Consider the following 16,070-nt stretch of genomic DNA (forward strand, 5'->3'; position numbering starts at 1 on the left):
GGGTTCCGGTGCTGGGGGGTGCGCCGTGTCGGGTGGGTCGAGAATGCCGACGGCCGGCGTACCCGCGCCCCGGGTGTCACTGCACCTGCTCGGCGGTTTCCAGCTCCTGCACGACGACGCGCCGGTCGTCGTACCCCGGGGGTTGCAGCGCGTCATCGCCCTGATCGGCCTGCGTCCGGCCGCGACCCGCAGCCACCTCGCCGGGCTGCTGTGGCCGGAGACGCCGGAGGATCGGGCGCTGTCGTCGCTGCGTACCGCGCTGTGGCGGTTGCGGCAGGACCCGTGCTGCCCGCTGCGCACCGACGGCGACACCGTCCGCCTCGGGCCCACCGTCCGCCTCGACGTGGACGACCTGGTGGAGGCCGCGACGCTGGTCCGCGAGGGCGCCGTCCCGCGCGGCGCGACCGGCGCCGGACGCCACGACCTGCTCCCCGGCTGGTACGACGACTGGGTGCTGCTGGAACGCGAACGGCTGCGCCAGTTACGCCTGCACATGCTGGAGGAGCTGGCCGGCAACCACCTCACCGCCGGCCGGCACGGCGAGGCGCTGGAGGCCGCGCTGGAGGCGATGGCCGCCGAGCCGCTGCGGGAGACCCCGCACCGCCTGGTGGTGCGCATCCACCTGGCCGAGGGCAACGCGTTCGAGGCGGTCCACTCCTTCTACGTCTACCGGGACCTGCTCCTGCGCGAACTGCGCCTGGAACCGTCTCCGGCGATGACAGCGCTGCTCGACGACACCCTCGCGCCGATCCGCCGGGCCAGCCGTCCGGAACCGCCCGCGCCGCGCCGCACGGACCGGCCCGCCAAGGCGGCCCCACCATCAATGCCCCGGGGTACGCGGTGACGTCGAGGTGACAGCGCGACCGGCACGGTGAGCGCAGCACCACGGCGGCGAGAGGGGTCACGATGAGTCGACTGTTGGTGGTCAGCCGGATCGTGCCGGGCGCACAGGGACGGGTGGCGCAGATCTTCGCCGAGGCCGACGCCACCGAACTCCCCCACCTCACCGGCGTCCGGCACCGTTCCCTGTACTACCTGCACGACCTGTGCGTCCATCTGATGGAGACCGTCGACGTCGCCCCCGGCCTGACCGGGGAACTGCGCGACAACCCGCTGTACGAGCAGGTGAACAAGCGGCTCTCCGCGCACACCTCGCCGTACCTGCCGACCTGGCACTCCCCCCGCGACGCCGTGGCCGGCTGCTTCTACAGCTGGGACGCCGCCGACGCGCCCGCGCCGGGCCGGATCCACTGACCGGCCACGGGCGACGGACGGGGCGCCCCGGAACCACGCACGGCACCCGGGTTCCGGGGCGTCTCCCCGCCGCCGCCCGGCCGCCCGCGGCGCACGCTCGGTCACCCGCCGGCCACCGGCCGACACCTTCGGTCCCACCGCCGCGGCCCGGCCCCGGCCTGCCTGTCGTACGTCACGCGCGTGTGCGAAGCTGCCCCGAGTCTTTCGCCCCCGTCGTGCACGTATAGAGAAGGAGGTTGGCCATGCCGTCGAGCTTCGGGCAGTGGCTGTTCGTGATACTGGCCCTGCTCATCGGATTCGGCGCCGGCTGGTTCGTCGTCGGCCGCCGGTCCGGCGCCCCGGCGACGCCCTCGGCGGAGACCGCCCCCGAGGTCACCGCCACCGTCGACGAGCCGCGCCCGGTCGCGGTGGTCGACGAGCCCCCGGCGACCGCCACGGTGGCCGAGCAGCCCGCGCCCACCGAGACCGCGACCGCCCAGCCGGCCGTGGCGACCGCCGCCGAGCCCGTCACCGAGCCCGTCACCGAGCCCGTCACCGAGGCCGGGCCGGTCGCCGTCGCCACCGATCGTCCGGTCGAGGAGCCGGCCGCCACGGTGGCCGGTGCGGACCAGTCCGCGACCGCCACGACCGGCACCGATGTGGACGAGCCGGCCGGGTCTCCGGCGCTCGTCGCCGAGTCGGAGCCCTTCGCGGCGGAGCCGGAGCGCGCCCCCGTCGCCGTGCCGGCACAGTCGACACCGGCCGACGAGCCGGACGCCACGGCGTCGCCGGCCGGCCCGGCCACGGAGCCCACCGCTGATGCCGCGCCGTCACCCGTCGCGGCCACGGAGCCCGCCGAGACCACGGAGCCCGTCGAGCCGATCGAGCCGGTCGCTGCCGAGCCGGTCGCTGCCGAGCCGGCCGTCGTGCCCGCGCCGCGCGCGTCTGCCGAGAACGATGCTCCGGCCGACGCGGCCGACACCGCGCCGGACGACTTCCGGCGGATCCAGGGCATCGGGCCGAAGCTGGCCACCGCGCTCCAGGACGCCGGGATCCGTACCTACCGGCAGCTCGCCGAACTGGACGAGGTCACGCTGCGGCAGACCGTGAAGGCCGCCGGGCTGCGCACCGCGCCCGGCCTGGCCACCTGGCCGCAGCAGGCGAAGGTGCTGGCGGGTGCCCCCGCCGACGCCGACCGGGTGCTCCCGGCCGCCGCGGAGTAGACAGCCGTCCGCGTTCCGGGCCGGTGGTGACGAGTTGTCGCCACCGGCCCGGCGCGTTTCCGGCCCCGCCACCTCCCGGCCGGCGGGCACCGGACCGGTATGCCGGAAAGCCGACCACGGGGGTACGGGCGTCGCTACCGTCGGTGAGGGGCCCGGACGGCCCGCCGCGCGTACCGCCTTCCGCAGGAGCATGTCGTGCCCACCGCAGCGCCGGAGCCCGCCGGCCGGCGACCGCCGGTCCGCGACCCGGAGGCGCCGCGCCGGGTGACCCTGCTCGAACTCTTCTTCGACCTGGTCTACGTGGCCGCGCTCGCGTTGATCTCACGTCACCTGATCGGGTCGGTGACCTGGGAACGGGCCGCCGAGTCCCTGGTCATGCTGATGGCGATCTGGTGGACCTGGGCGATCACCACGCTGGTCACCGACATCTACGATCCGCAGCGCACCGAGATCAAGCTGCTGATCGTGGCGGTGATGTTCGGCGCGCTGCTGATGACCACCGCCATCCCGGAGGCGTTCAGCTCCCGCGGGCTGGTGTTCGCCGGGACGTACGTGGCGATCCATCTCGGACGCGGGCTCTTCCTCATGCCCGCCGTGCGGTGGGACGCGCAGAGCAACAAACGGGCCGTGCGCATCTTCGTCTGGTTCGCCGTGTCGGCGGTGCCCTGGTTGATCGGCGCGCTGGCCGCGCACGGCACCGCCCGGCTCCTGCTCTGGTTCGGCGCGCTGGCCATCGACTACCTGGGATTCCGGCTGGCGTATCCGGTGCCGGTCCTGGGTGCGGTGCCGGACGCCCAGCGCAACGTGACGGCCGAGCACCTGTCCGAGCGGTACCAGCAGTTCTTCATCATCGCGCTCGGCGACGCCGTGCTGGTCGCCGGCACGGTGTTCAGCACGCACCACTCCGAGGTGGAGAACCTGGTCGCCTTCACCGTCGCGTTCACCACCACGCTGCTGCTCTGGCGCATCTACGTGCACAAGTCCGGCGAGCTGCTGCCGCACGCCATCGCCCGGGCCGACCGGCCGAACCGGTTCCTCAACACCGCGCCGTACACGCATCTGCTGATGGTGGCCGGGGTGGTGACCACCGCGGCGGGCTTCGACCTGGTCCTGCTGGAGCCGACCGGCCACACGCCGCCGGCCTGGCTGGCGGTGATCCTCGGCGGGCCGGCGATGTTCCTGGCCGGGCGGGCCGCCTTCGAGTACGAGGTGTTCAGCCGGGTGTCGTCGTCCCGGCCGGGCGGCGTGCTGGCGTTGCTGACGATCGCCCCGGCCGGGTTGTACCTGGCGCCGGTCTACGCCTCGGCCGGGGCGATGCTGGTGCTGGCCGGGGTGGCGTTCGCCGACTACCTCCGCAGCCGGGGCCGACCGCCCGAGGAGCCGATGCCGCCACACTGAGGTAATCGGAATCGGCCGCGCCGGCACCGGTGCGCCGTTTGGCGGATCACCCGCACGGGGTACATGGCCTCCACCTCGAAATCCACCACGACCCCAGTGGAGGCAACTGATGCGCGGCACCTCGATAGTCGGCGTCCTGGTCGTCATCTGGCTCATCATCGGCGCCATCGCCGCCGGTCAGCGCGGCTACTACGGCAACGACGAAACCAACTGTGCGGAGGCGGGCACGATCCTGGTCACCATCGTGGCCGGCCCGCTGAACTACATCGGCGCCAACCCGAAGGTGGACTGCAAGCTGCCGGAGCCGTCGAAGTAGGCCGTCGCCCCGTACTTCCCCTCGGCCCGCGCCCGCCCGGCGAGCGCGGGCCGTTCCGTGCCCGCCGCGCGGTCGGTCACCACCCCTAGACCGTCCTAGGAGGCTGGGTCTCGCCTGGTTTGCCCGCCGGTCGGGTGGGAACGGCAGCGGTTCGGTGGGAACGGCAGCGGTTCGCCGACGACGGAACGGAGACCGGGCATGCGGATCGGCTACAAGCTCGCCTCGGAGGCGTTCGGGCCGCGGGAACTCATCCGGCAGGCGGTCCGGGCCGAGGAGGCCGGCTTCGACTTCGTCGAGATGAGCGACCACTACCACCCCTGGCTGGAGGCGCAGGGGCACTCCTGTTTCACCTGGAGCGCGCTCGGCGCGATCGCCGCCCGCACCACCACCCTCGGCTTGGCGACCGGCGTCACCTGCCCGTCGGTGCGCTACCACCCGGCGATCGTCGCGCAGGCCGCCGCCACCATGGCGCTGATCTCCGACGGGCGGTTCACGCTCGGGGTGGGCGCCGGGGAGCGGCTCAACGAGCACGTCGTCGGGCAGGGGTTCCCCAGCGTCCGGGGGCGGCACGAGCGGCTGCGCGAGGCGTTGGAGATCATCCGGCTGCTCTGGCAGGGTGGCTACCGCTCGTACGACGGCCGGCACCTGCACCTGGAGGACGCCCGGATCTGGGACCTGCCCGAGCAGCCGCCGGTGATCGCGGTGGCGGCCAGCGGCCGGGAATCCGCCGGTCTCGCGGCCGAACTGGGCACCGGCCTGTTCGCCACCGAGCCGAAGTCGTCGATCGTCGACCAGTACCGCAACGCGGGCGGCCAGGGTCCGCGCTACGCCGAGGTGCCGATGGCCTGGGCCGCCGACGAGGAGTCGGCGGTGCGCGCGGCCCGGGAGACCAGCCGCTGGGCGGTCACCGGCTGGAAGGTGATGAGCGAGCTGCCCAACCCGGTGAACTTCGACGCCGCCACCACCTGGGTCGAGGACCACCACATCCGGCAGCAGTTCTCCGTCGGCCCGGACGCCGAGCCGCACGTGGCGAAGGCACGGACGTACGTCGAGGCCGGCTTCGACCACATCGTGCTGCAGAACGCCGGGCCGGACCCGGACGGCTTCCTGGACTTCTGCGCCGGCGACCTGCTCGCCCGGGTCCGCGCGCTCGGCTAGTCCCGCCGCCGGGCCGGTCCCCCGCGCCTCAGCCGCCGACGTGGATGCCGGGGCGGCGGGTCGGGTCCGGCTCGGACTTGCGGATGATCTCCCGCACCACCGGCGGGGTGTCGCCCCGGCCGAGGATGAGATAACGCAGCAGATGCGCGATCGGATTGCCCTCCGACCACTCGAAGTGACAGTGCGGGCGTACGCCGGTGGCGTCGCGCAGGGCCAGCAGGATCGCGGCTATCGCGTTCGGCGCGGCCGGGCTGCTGGCGCGCAGGATCCGGTAGCCGCCGGATTCCACCCCGCGCACCCGCAGCACCTGGCTGAACTGGGACGGGTCGCTCACGTCGATCTCCAGGAACAGCACGTCGGCGGCGCCGGGCACCGGGTTCATCGACCGCTGCGCCCGTTCCTTGACCCGGTACTCCTTGACCGACCCGCTCTGCCGCTTGTGGGCGATCAGGTGCAGCCGCCCGTCCCGGGCGACCGACTCGTCGACGAAGCGGCGGGCCGCCTCGTCGAACTCGATCCGCTCGGCGCGCAGCTCGGTGGTACGGGTGACCCGGGAGATGAGCGACACCGCGATGATCCCGGCGATGAAGAAACCGGAGATGGTGATCCCGTCCGGCTTCTCCACCACGTTCTCCACAAGCGCGTACAGCAGCACGGCGGTGAGCAGCGCGAACCCGGCAGCGGCCGCGCGGCCGCGAGCCCGCCACGCCGCGATGGTGACCGCTATCGCGCCGGAGACCATCATCGCGAGGATGCCGGTGGCGTACGCGCCGGCCTGGGCGTTCACGTCGGCGGAGAAGGCGATCGTGATGGCGACGCTGATCGCGGTGTAGACCAGCACCACCGGGCGCACCGCCCGTCCCCACTCCGGCGCCATGCCGTACGACGGCAGGTAGCGGGGCACGATGTTGATCAGCCCGGCCATCGCCGACGCCCCGGCGAACCAGAGGATGAGCACGCTGCTGATGTCGTACACGGTGCCGAACGCCTCGCCGAGGTGCTCGTGGGCGAGGAACGCCAGCGCCCGCCCGTTCGCCGGCCCGCCGGGGGCGAACGCCCCGGGCGGGATCAGCACCGTGGTGACGAACGTGGTGGCGATCAGGTAGACCGACATGATCAGCGCGGCGGCGGTGAGCAGCCTTCGGGTGTTGCGGATCCGGGCGTCCAGCCGCCGCCGCGGGTCGTCGCCCTCGCCGCGCACCAGCGGCATCATGCTCACCCCGGTCTCGAAGCCGGACAGGCCGAGCACCAGCAGCGGGAACGCGAGCACGCTCGTGACCAGGACGTCGCCGGGCCCGCCGGTGTGCGCCAGCCGGCCGGTCCAGTCGCCGAGCAGGCCCGGGTCGGCGACCACCTCGGCCACCCCGGCGACCACCACCACCGCGTTCAGCGTCAGGAACGCCACCACGAGCGGGATGGCGACCTGCACGGCCTCGCTGAACCCGAGCAGGAACACGCCGCCGAGCACGAGCAGCAGCACCACCGTGACCAGCACCGCCGCCGCGCCGCCGTGCGGGAACGACGCGGGCAGGACCGGGTTCTCCAGCAGGTGCACGCTGGCGTCGGCGGCGGAGAGGGTGATCGTGATGATCCACGAGGTGGCGACGAAGCCGAGCAGCACCAGCACGAAGACCTTGCCGCGCCAGAACGGCAGCAGCCGCTCCAGCATGGCCACCGAGCCCTGCCCGTGCGGGCTCTCCCGGGCCACCCGGCGGTACATCGGCAGCATCCCGAGCAGGGTCAGCGCCACGATCAGCAGCGTGGCCAGCGGGCTGAGCGCGCCGGCCGCCACGGCGGCGATGCCGGGCAGGTAGGACAGCGTGGAGAAGTAGTCGACGCCGGTCAGGCACATCACCTGCCACCACGGGTGGGACCGGGTCTGGTGCTCGCCGACCTCCGGGCCGACCGGCTCGACGCGGTGCGCGAACAACCACCTGTGCAGCCGTCCCGCCGGGGCCGCTGGCCGCGCCGGGGCCGCCACCCGTTCCGGCAGTTCCGGCACGGTGCGGCCGGCGTGGTCGCCGTGTCGCCCGGCCCGGGCCGCCGCGGCCGCGTGCGCCTCCCGGCGCCGGTTCCGCGTACGCCGGGGCTGTTCCGGCTCCCCCGCCTGCCCCATCTGCTCCCCTTCGTCCCTATGAAGACGGTAGGGGGTGTCCCGGGCGCGGCCCGGCCGAACCGGTCAAAGATCCGGTCCGCCGGCCAGGGCGTCGCGCACCGCCGCCGGGTCGGCCACCGTCACGGTGACCGCCGGGTGCCGCGGCCAGGGGCCGGGGGCCAACGCCGGCACCGGCTCGGCGAAGCGCAGGCAGAGCCCGCCGGCCAGGCTGGCGCCGAAGGTCACCCCGCCGTCGGCCAGCGACAGGTGCGGGCCGATCGCCCGCCACCAGCGGTACGGCCCGGTCAGCTCGGCCCCGGTCACGTTGCCCGGTGTGGTGCGCAGCAGCCACGGGCCGAACCGGACGACGAGCGCGTCCGGGCCCCAGTCGAGCCAGGCCGTGGCGGGCCGGACACCGAGCAGCGCCAGCGGCAGCCGGAACGCCGGGTCGAAGCGGAACGGGAAGCGGCGGGCCGGGCCCGGCGGGACCGCAGCGGGGCCGGCCTGTTCGTCTGGTGGCACGGCGGCGACGTACCCGGTGCGGCGGCCCCGACACCCGCGGACGGCGTTCCCGCGCCCCGCGCCCGGACGGCGGGACGCGGGAACCCCCCGTCCCGGCTACTGCAGGAACGCCCCGAGGGGCGACAGCAGCAGCCGGCCGAGCAGCGCGGCGTTGTCGTCCAGCCGCGTCCGCTCACACTCGCGGGCCTCCGGGTCGTGCCGGCAGCGCCAGATCTTCTGCGCGTTGCGCCAGGCCACGTTCCGGGTGTACTCCACCAGTTCACCCTGGTACCAGTCGTCGATGTCGCCGTTCACCATGTCGATCATGAGCTGCCAGTTGTCCAGATAGCCGCGGCGCAGCTCCGGGATCCGCTCGGCGAAGATCTTGTTGATCTCCAGGTAGTCGCGGTGCTGGTCGCTGGCGTCGATCGGCTCGGACTCCAGGCTGTCGAACGTGGTCACCAGCGCGAACGGCAGGTCGTAGTTGATGTGCGCGTTGACGCCCGCGGCGGCCGACGGCAACGGCCGGGCGTCCGGGCCCCGCATCCGCCGGAACAGGCAGGACCACGCCTTCGGGGTGCTCGGGCTGGAGTCGGTCCAGAACCGCAGCGCCTCGAAGTAGCGGGCCGCGAACTCCACGTCCAGCCGCGCCAGGAAGGCCGGGTCGCGGAACCGGTCGTCGTACAGGCCGTCGAGCACCGTACTGGTGATCACCAGGTAGAGCTTGTTGAAGTCGGCGAGCGGGCAGCTCTCCTGCAACGGCGGCAGCCGGACCAGCAGATCCTGCAACTTGGTCAGATGGTCCACGACCGCGGGCACGTCGGCGGGATGGTCGGCGAGCAGGCCGACGATGTCCTGGTGCACAGGACCCCAGACCGGTTCGGTCATCTCTCCTCCACAACGGCCGACGCCCCCACGACGCCACCACCCCTGTTCCGCCGGACAGCCTGCCAGCCACCGTCCACAGGGGGATCCGTCGAACGACGTATTGCCGGCGTACGCCTATTCCGCGCCGTTGCGCAGGAAGATGGCGCTGGCCTGCACCCGCGTGCGTACCTGGAGCTTGTCGAAGATGTGCGAGACGTGGACGCCGATGGTCCGCTCGCTGATGAACAGCCGCTGGCCGATCTCCCGGTTGGTCAGCCCCTCGGCCACCGCGGCGAGCACCTCCCGCTCCCGCGGGGTGAGCGTCGCGAGCTCGTCCACCGCCGGCCCGGCGGGCGCCGCCGCCCGCTGCCGGGGCACCGGCGCCGCCTCCGGCGCGGCGTCCACCGCCACCCGGGCCCGCGAGGCGATGGTACGAATCTCCGCGGTCAGCGGCACCGCGCCGAGCGACTGGGCCGTCGTGTACGCCTCACGCAGCAGGTTGCCGGCGGTGGCCAGGCGGCTGCGTCGGGCCAGCAGCGCCTCGGCCTGCCGCAACCGGGAGTACGCGGCCGGATAGGGGTGGTTGCGCCGGTCCCACTCGGCGGCGGAGCGCTCCCACAGCGCGGGATCGCCGCGCCCGTCGTCGAGCCGGCTCAGCTCGGCGTGGCAGAGCGCCAGGAACCCCTCGGCCACGTACCGCACCGGCGCACCCGCCTCGGCGCTCTTGCCTGTCACCCGGTCGACCGCGGCGCGTAGCCGGCGTACCGCGTTCGGGTCCACCTCGATCGTGCGGCCGGCCGCCGCCTCGGCCTCCGCGCGCAGCCCGTGCCAGGCCAGCGTGGCCAGCACGATCACGTCGTCGGACCGGCTCTCGGTCAGGCCCCGCTGCACCGCCTGCCGGGCCAGGTCGTGCCGGCCCTGCCACATGGCCAGGCCGGCACGCAGGATGAGCATCGGCAGCACGTGCCGGGCGCCGCCACCGGCCAGCACCGTGGCGACCGCCTCCAGGTCGCGGTCGGACGCCTCGACGTCGCCGTACCCGACGGAGAGCCGGCACCGGGCCAGCAGCAGCTCGACCGCGTCCGCCCCGGAGGGACGGTGCCGCAGCGCGGCGGCGACCACCTTCTCCGCCTCCGCCCACTGCCCCACCCGGAACAGCCCGTTCGTCGCCACCGCCAGCAGCCGGGTCTCCCAGGTGCGGCCGAGCCCCAGCTCGGCGACCCGGTCGGCGCCCCGGCGGGCCACCACCACCCCCTCCTCGAGGATGTTCAGCGGCCCGGTGAGCAGCTCGGCCAGGTGCAGGTACGCGCAGGCCACGTCCTCCGGACGGCCGGCGGACTCGGCGGTCTCCAGCGCCTGGCGCATCACCGCCAGCCCGGCCGCCGGATCCTCCAGGAACGCCTCGCTGAACCCGAGTGCGGCGCTGGCCATCACCACCTCGGAGGTGGTGCCGGGCACGTCGGCGGCGAGCGCCAGCGCCTCCCGGGCCCGGTCGCCGGCCTCGGCGTAGCGGCCCAGGTGCAGCAGCAGCTCGGCCAGCCGGGCGGCGGCGGTGCACCGCTCCTGCGGCGTGCAGTCGGGCGAGGCCAGCACCAGCCGGTACTCCTGCTCGGCCGGGGCCGACCGGCCGGCCGCGGCCAGGTAACGGGCCCGGCGGATGCGCAGCGCGCAGACCGGTGGCCCGGACGGGTCGTCGGCCAGCTCCTCCAGCAGCATCAGGGCGCGGGCGTGCTCCCCGCTGTGGTGCGCGGCCTCGGCGGCGTGGCTGAGCAGCTCGGCCCGGTCCACCTCGACCGGCTCCGGCAGGGCCCCGTCGGGCGTGACCGCGGGCGGCTCGGTGGCCAGGGTCAGCGCGGCCGACCAGTGGCGGTGCGCCTCGGCATACCCGTGCAGCCGTTCCGCCTCGCGGGCCGCGGCCATCGCGGCGGGCAGCGCCCGGGCCGGCTCGCCGGCGTGCCGCCAGTGGTGCGCCAGCCGGGCCTGGTGCAGCTCGGCCGGCACGGCGGTGAGGGCCTCGGCATAGCGGCGGTGCAGCGCGGCCCGCTCGGCGGGCAGCAGCTCGTGGGCCAGGACCTCGGCGACCAGCCGGTGCCGCAGCCGGTAGCCGTCGTCGGCGCCGACCAGCAGGCGGTGCGCGACCGCCTCCCGGACCGCGTCGAGCAGCTCCTCCTCGGGCAGCCGTACCACCTGGGCCAGCAGCCAGTGCTCGACCGGCTCGACGCCCACCGCCACCGCGTGCACCACCGCGTGCGCGGGCTGGGGCAGCGCGTCGACCCGGTCGAGGAAGACCTCGCGTAGCGTGTCGGAGAGACCGTCGCGGCCGTCGCGCCGGTCGCGGGCCAGCTCCTCCGCCACGAACGGATTGCCGCCGCTGCGCTGCCAGAGCTGGTCGGCGGCCTCCGGCGGCAGCGGCGCGCCGACGACCGCGGCGGCCAGCTCCTCGGTGGCGGGCCGGTCCAGCGGCAGCAGGTCGATCACCCGCACCGACCGCAGCCGGCGCAGCTCGGTGAGCACCCGGCGCAGCGGATGCGCGCCGCGCAGCGACTCGGCCCGGATCGCGGCCAGCACCGACAGCTGCAGGTCGCCCAGCCCGGCCAGCAAGTAGAGGATGAGCTGCCGGGTGCTGCGGTCGACCCACTGCAGATCGTCGAGGACGAGCACCAGCGGCCGTCCGCCGGCCACCAGGTGCAGGCCCTGGGCGACGCGTTCCAGCAGCGCCCCGGCGCCGTCCGGGCCGGGGGTCTCCTCGTCGAAGACCTGCAACACCCCGCGGATCGCCGCGGTGGTGCGCGCCTCGGCCTGCTCGGCGTCGAGCCGGCGCAGCGCCTGGCGTACCGGGTGCAGCGGCGAGGCGTCTCCGATGTCGAGGCAGGCGCCGGTGAGCACCACCGCCCCGGCCTGCCGGAGCTGCTCGCCGACCTCGGTCAGCAGGCGGGTCTTGCCCACCCCGCTCTCTCCGGTGAGGAACACCGCGCCGGTCTGCCCGGGCCGCAGGTCGTCGTGCAGCGCCGACCGCAGCGTCGCCATGGTGCCGGTACGGCCGACGAGCGGTGCGGTGTCCAGGTCGCCGGCCATGGGACGCAGCCTAGTCACCGCTCCCGCGAGGTTCTACGGCCGTGGGCCCGGACTGGTACCTCTCGCGTCGACTACACGACTAATGGTTGCGCGTGCCCGACATACGTCGTCCTACAGATCCCCCGAGAACCCGGTGGTGGAAGTCTGCGGTGGTCGTCAGGTACCGGAGTCCGGGGAAAGGGTGGGTGCGATGTCGATCACCACGCCCGTGTGGAGTCGGAAAGCCGTCATCGCGGCGTGCCGGCCGGTGCCCGAGGAACGACGTGTCGTGACCGTCCTCTTCGTCGACATCGTGGGCTCGACGCGGCTGGTCGAGCGGCTCGACCCGGAGGACGTACGGGCGTTGCAGCGCGCCTACTTCGGCACCGTGGCCGCGGTGCTGCGCCGCTGGCGGGGCGTGGTGGAGAAGTACGTCGGCGACGCGGTGATGGCGTTGTTCGGCGCGTCCGGTTCGGACGGTCTCGACGCGTACCGGGCGGTGCGGGCCGGGCTGGACATCCAGGCCGCGCTGGCGCGGCGGAGCCCGGCCGGCGTCCGGCTGCGCGTGCGGGTCGGCGTGGCGACCGGCGAGGTGCTGCTGGACCTGGCCGAGGTCCGCGACGGCGGCCACGGTGCGGCGAGCGGCGCGGTGATCACCACGGCGGCCCGCCTGCAGGAGCACGCGCCGCCGGGCGGGGTCGTGCTCTGCCCGGTCACCCGGAACGCGGTGGCCGGCCTGGTCGAGCAGCGTCCACTGGCCACGCTGACACTCGCCGGCAAGGCGCTTCCGCTGGACGTGTGGCGGGTGACCGGGACTGCCGGTAGCAGGCCGCCCCGGCACCGCGACCCGCTCGTGGGCCGCCGCCGCGAGCTGGCGAGCGCGGTCGACGAGGTCACCCGGGCGCTACGTGACCGGCGTCCCCGGTGGATCTCCCTGGTCGGACCGCCGGGCAGCGGCCGCAGCCGGCTGCTGCACGAGGTGACCGGTGCCGTGTCGAGCGTGGACGGCGTGCCGGTGCTCCGGCGGGTGACGTCCTGCCCGCCGTACCCGTGCGGGGAACTGGCGCCCCTGGCCGACCTGGTCCGTCCCCGGCCGGACGGCACTGTCGCGGACGGGCCGGGCGGTGTGCTCGCCGCGTTCCTGGCCGCGCCGGACGACGACGCGGTGGCGGCCCGCGCCGTGGTGGCCTGCCGCGAGACGCTGCTCGGCCTGGCCGCCGACGCGCCGGTGCTGGTCGCGCTGGACGACCTGGACCGGGCCGCACCGGCGCTGCGCCGGTTCCTGCACCAGCTCCACGTGGCGGCGGGTGAACGCGGACTGCCACTGGCGGTCGTCACCACCAGCGGCGCCGGCTCGGCCGACCCGCTGCCCGCCCCGGCGCGGCGGATCCCGCTGGAGCCGCTCGGGCCGCTGGACACCGGTCGGCTGCTGCGGCACCTGCTCGACCGGGCCGGGCGGCCGGCCGCGCTCGCCGCACGCCTGATTCCGCTGGTCGGCGGCAACCCGGCGGTCGCGTCCGCGTACGCGGGCACGGATCCGGCGGGCGAGCCCGGCGGCATGCCCGCCGCCGCGCGCCGCCTGGTGGACGCCCGGCTGGACCGGCTCGACGGCACACACCGGGCGGTGCTGCTGGCCGGGACCGCCCGCGGCGGCCCGGTCGGGGCCGACGCGGTGGAGGCGATGCTCGGCTGGCCCGCCGGCCGGGCCGAGCCGGTGCTGCGGGCGCTGGCCGCGGCCGGACTGGTCCGCCCGGTCCCGGCGGGCGGCTGGGCGGTCGACGCGCTGGTGGCGCGGGTGGCCGCGCTGCGGCTGTCCCGTGCGGTACGGGCGGACTTCGCCCGCCGCCTGCGCGCCACTGAGGACTCCGCTGCCGGCCGCGGGCCGGGAGCGGTAACCGGCGTCCCGTCCCGGGACGCCGACGAGCGGGGCGTCTGCCCGCTCGGGGCGGGACGGCCGCGCCGGTCGGGTGGAGGGGCCCGACCGGCGCCCGTCCCGCCGAACCGGCTGGATCAGGCCGACGCGCTCCGGGCGGTGCCCACGCAGCCGGTGAGCGCCGGGCCCGTCACGGGGACCGTCCCGGGTGCCGCGGAGCGGCAGGGGTGGCGCGACGTCCCGCGATCCGAGGTCACGCCCGGTCGGTGGCCCGGCCCGGCGGTCACGGCGTGGCCGGAGCAGCGGACCGGACCACCCGAACGGCCGGGCGGGAACCGGCGAGGGAACGAGCCCGGCGGGCGCCCGCTCGGGCTGGCCGCATGAGCGTGACGTCCGGTTCGGAGCGGGCACGGGGCCACTCCGGCCCGGACGTCACCGGGCGGCCGGCCGGTCCGGGTCAGTCGCGGGCGATGGTGCGGCTGCGTCCCCGGAACTCGGCCACCACCTCGTCGCCGCGCCGTACCGTCACGTCGTAGATGCCGCTGCGGCCGTGCCGGACGCGTTCGGTGGCGTACGCCTCCAGCAGGTCGCCCTCGCGCACCGGGCGCAGGAAGCTGATCTCGCCGCCGGCCGCCACGGTCGCCGGGCCGTGGCTGTTGCAGGCCAGCGCGAACGCGGTGTCGGCGAGCAGGAACACGAAGCCGCCGTGCCCGATCGCGTGCCCGTTGAGCATCGTCGCGGTGACCCGCATCCGGGCCACCGCCGCGCCGTCGCCGGCCGACACGAGTTCGATGCCGAGCCCCTTGGACGCCACGTCGGCGTCGAACATGTCGTGCGCCGCGGTACGGCCGGCCATCTCAGGACTCCCGTCGCTGGTCGACGATGCGGCGCATCTTGCCCATCGACCGTTCCACCCCGTCCGGTTCGATCACCCGTACCGCCACCGACACCCCGATGGTGTTCTTGACCTGCTCGACCAGCATCGCGCCGGCCCGCTCGGCCTCGTCGGCGGCGGCGCCCGCGCGCCGCTCCACGTGGACGGTGAGCGTGTCGAGCCGCCCCCGCCGGTCGAGCACGCACTGGAAGTGCGGCGACAGCGCCGGGATACGCAGGATCAGCTCCTCGATCTGGGTCGGGAAGACGTTCACCCCTCGGACGATCATCATGTCGTCGGTCCGCCCGGTGATCTTCTCGATGCGCCGCATCGGGCGGGCGGTGCCGGGCAGCAGGCGGGTCAGGTCGCGGGTGCGGTAGCGGACCACCGGCATCGCCTCCTTCGTCAGCGAGGTCAGCACCAGCTCACCCCGTTCCCCGTCGGGCAGCACCCGGCCGGTGACCGGGTCGATGATCTCCGGGTAGAAGTGGTCCTCCCACAGGTGCAGACCGTCCTTGGTCTCCACGCACTCGACCGCCACGCCCGGACCCATCACCTCGGACAGGCCGTAGATGTCCAGCGCGTGCATGTCCAGGCGGGTCTCCAGCTCCCGGCGCATGTCCTCGGTCCACGGCTCGGCGCCGAAGATCCCCACCCGCAGCGAGGTGGCGCGCGGGTCGACGCCCTGGCGTTCCATCTCGTCGACGATGGCGAGCATGTAGCTCGGGGTCACCATGACGACCTCCGGTTCGAGGTCGCGGATCAGCATGACCTGGCGCTCGGTCATGCCGCCGGAGACCGGGACGACGGTGCAGCCCAGCTCCTCGGCGCCGTAGTGCGCGCCGAGCCCGCCGGTGAACAGCCCGTAGCCGTACGCGACGTGCACGCGGTCGCCGCGGCGGCCCCCGGCGGCACGGATCGAGCGGGCCATCAGCTTCGCCCAGGTGTCCAGGTCGGCGCGGGTGTAGCCGACCACTGTGGGACGGCCGGTGGTGCCGGAGGAGGCGTGCAGCCGGGCGATCCGCTCGCGGGGCACCGCGAACATGCCGTACGGGTAGTTCTCCCGCAGCTCCGCCTTCGCGGTGAACGGGAAGCGGGCCAGGTCGGCCAGCTCACGCAGGTCGTCCGGGTGCGCGCCGAGCGCGTCGAACGCGCGCCGGTAGTGCGGCACGTTGTCGTACGCGTGGCGCAGCGAGTGCCGCAGCCGGTCCAGTTGCAGCGCGCGCAGCTCGTCGACGCCGATCCGCTCGACGGGATCCAGCTCCTCCGGACGGGGCGTGCGCTCCTCCACGGTGACCTCCTGGCACGACGGGCCCCGGACGCCGCGCGCCGGGCGCTGCGCCCACCGTACGCCCGCCACCCCTGCCCCGTCCCTCTCCCCCGCGATCTTGCACTTGCCGCCCCTCGGGTGTCCTTTTCGCGCAATGTGCCGGGGCACAAAGTGCAAGATCGCGGAGGGCCGGGCGGGGGCCGGGCGA

The 16,070-nt window shown here is 74.8% G+C and carries 13 protein-coding genes; 7 read left to right on the forward strand and 6 right to left on the reverse strand.

Annotation, left to right across the window (positions count from 1 at the left end):
• Nucleotides 1-25 precede the first annotated feature (25 nt).
• The 6 genes from AB0B20_RS24440 to AB0B20_RS24465 all read left to right on the forward strand — a co-directional run bounded on the left by AB0B20_RS24440 (nucleotide 26) and on the right by AB0B20_RS24465 (nucleotide 5,328).
• Entirely contained in the window at nucleotides 26-844 is an 819-nt protein-coding gene (locus AB0B20_RS24440; protein WP_357387762.1) for a BTAD domain-containing putative transcriptional regulator, read from the forward strand.
• Between the two features lie 62 nt (nucleotides 845-906).
• Nucleotides 907-1,254 (forward strand): TcmI family type II polyketide cyclase, encoded by a 348-nt coding sequence (locus AB0B20_RS24445; protein ID WP_357473746.1) that lies wholly within the window; start codon nucleotides 907-909, stop codon nucleotides 1,252-1,254.
• A 242-nt stretch (nucleotides 1,255-1,496) separates the two neighbouring features.
• Nucleotides 1,497-2,456, forward strand: a complete 960-nt coding sequence (locus tag AB0B20_RS24450) for a helix-hairpin-helix domain-containing protein (protein WP_357473749.1) — start codon at nucleotides 1,497-1,499, stop codon at nucleotides 2,454-2,456.
• 195 nt (nucleotides 2,457-2,651) lie between these two features.
• Complete coding sequence (locus AB0B20_RS24455; RefSeq protein WP_357387768.1) at nucleotides 2,652-3,854, forward strand: low temperature requirement protein A; 1,203 nt, start codon at nucleotides 2,652-2,654, stop codon at nucleotides 3,852-3,854.
• A 109-nt stretch (nucleotides 3,855-3,963) separates the two neighbouring features.
• Nucleotides 3,964-4,170: a hypothetical protein gene (locus AB0B20_RS24460; RefSeq protein ID WP_013286658.1), complete on the forward strand. Its 207-nt coding sequence runs from the start codon at nucleotides 3,964-3,966 to the stop codon at nucleotides 4,168-4,170.
• 198 nt (nucleotides 4,171-4,368) lie between these two features.
• Nucleotides 4,369-5,328 (forward strand): TIGR03557 family F420-dependent LLM class oxidoreductase, encoded by a 960-nt coding sequence (locus AB0B20_RS24465; RefSeq protein ID WP_357387770.1) that lies wholly within the window; start codon nucleotides 4,369-4,371, stop codon nucleotides 5,326-5,328.
• A 28-nt stretch (nucleotides 5,329-5,356) separates the two neighbouring features.
• On the opposite strand, the gene AB0B20_RS24470 is transcribed toward AB0B20_RS24465, so the two are convergent.
• The 4 genes from AB0B20_RS24470 to AB0B20_RS24485 all read right to left on the reverse strand — a co-directional run bounded on the left by AB0B20_RS24470 (nucleotide 5,357) and on the right by AB0B20_RS24485 (nucleotide 11,866).
• The gene (locus AB0B20_RS24470) at nucleotides 5,357-7,444 is read right to left on the reverse strand and encodes an amino acid transporter (protein ID WP_357387772.1); all 2,088 of its coding nucleotides are present in this window, start codon (nucleotides 7,442-7,444) and stop codon (nucleotides 5,357-5,359) included.
• A gap of 63 nt (nucleotides 7,445-7,507) precedes the next feature.
• Entirely contained in the window at nucleotides 7,508-7,945 is a 438-nt protein-coding gene (locus tag AB0B20_RS24475) for a hypothetical protein (protein ID WP_357387774.1), read from the reverse strand.
• Between the two features lie 96 nt (nucleotides 7,946-8,041).
• Nucleotides 8,042-8,812: a DUF5995 family protein gene (locus tag AB0B20_RS24480; protein ID WP_357387776.1), complete on the reverse strand. Its 771-nt coding sequence runs from the start codon at nucleotides 8,810-8,812 to the stop codon at nucleotides 8,042-8,044.
• 114 nt (nucleotides 8,813-8,926) lie between these two features.
• A complete protein-coding gene (locus AB0B20_RS24485; RefSeq protein WP_357473753.1) occupies nucleotides 8,927-11,866 on the reverse strand; it encodes an AAA family ATPase in 2,940 nt (979 codons plus the stop codon).
• 268 nt (nucleotides 11,867-12,134) lie between these two features.
• On the opposite strand from AB0B20_RS24485, the gene AB0B20_RS24490 reads away from it, so the two are divergent.
• Complete coding sequence (locus AB0B20_RS24490; RefSeq protein ID WP_357473757.1) at nucleotides 12,135-14,102, forward strand: adenylate/guanylate cyclase domain-containing protein; 1,968 nt, start codon at nucleotides 12,135-12,137, stop codon at nucleotides 14,100-14,102.
• 73 nt (nucleotides 14,103-14,175) lie between these two features.
• Here the strand turns inward: AB0B20_RS24490 and paaI are convergent, their stop codons facing one another.
• Complete coding sequence (gene paaI, locus AB0B20_RS24495; RefSeq protein WP_357387782.1) at nucleotides 14,176-14,574, reverse strand: hydroxyphenylacetyl-CoA thioesterase PaaI; 399 nt, start codon at nucleotides 14,572-14,574, stop codon at nucleotides 14,176-14,178.
• Between the two features lies 1 nt (nucleotide 14,575).
• Entirely contained in the window at nucleotides 14,576-15,883 is a 1,308-nt protein-coding gene (gene paaK / locus AB0B20_RS24500; protein ID WP_357473760.1) for a phenylacetate--CoA ligase PaaK, read from the reverse strand.
• Nucleotides 15,884-16,070: the final 187 nt, after the last annotated feature.

The organism is Micromonospora sp. NPDC049151, assembly GCF_040648395.1.
Taxonomy (GTDB): domain Bacteria; phylum Actinomycetota; class Actinomycetes; order Mycobacteriales; family Micromonosporaceae; genus Micromonospora.

What these genes read in the sequence shown, in the direction of transcription:
- AB0B20_RS24465 (WP_357387770.1), top strand. Translation starts at nt 4,369, where the DNA reads ATGCGGATCGGCTACAAGCTCGCCTCGGAGGCGTTCGGGCCGCGGGAA.
- AB0B20_RS24445 (WP_357473746.1), top strand. Translation starts at nt 907, where the DNA reads ATGAGTCGACTGTTGGTGGTCAGCCGGATCGTGCCGGGCGCACAGGGA.
- AB0B20_RS24470 (WP_357387772.1), bottom strand. Translation starts at nt 7,444, where the DNA reads ATGGGGCAGGCGGGGGAGCCGGAACAGCCCCGGCGTACGCGGAACCGG.
- AB0B20_RS24480 (WP_357387776.1), bottom strand. Translation starts at nt 8,812, where the DNA reads ATGACCGAACCGGTCTGGGGTCCTGTGCACCAGGACATCGTCGGCCTG.
- AB0B20_RS24450 (WP_357473749.1), top strand. Translation starts at nt 1,497, where the DNA reads ATGCCGTCGAGCTTCGGGCAGTGGCTGTTCGTGATACTGGCCCTGCTC.
- AB0B20_RS24460 (WP_013286658.1), top strand. Translation starts at nt 3,964, where the DNA reads ATGCGCGGCACCTCGATAGTCGGCGTCCTGGTCGTCATCTGGCTCATC.
- paaI (WP_357387782.1), bottom strand. Translation starts at nt 14,574, where the DNA reads ATGGCCGGCCGTACCGCGGCGCACGACATGTTCGACGCCGACGTGGCG.
- AB0B20_RS24485 (WP_357473753.1), bottom strand. Translation starts at nt 11,866, where the DNA reads ATGGCCGGCGACCTGGACACCGCACCGCTCGTCGGCCGTACCGGCACC.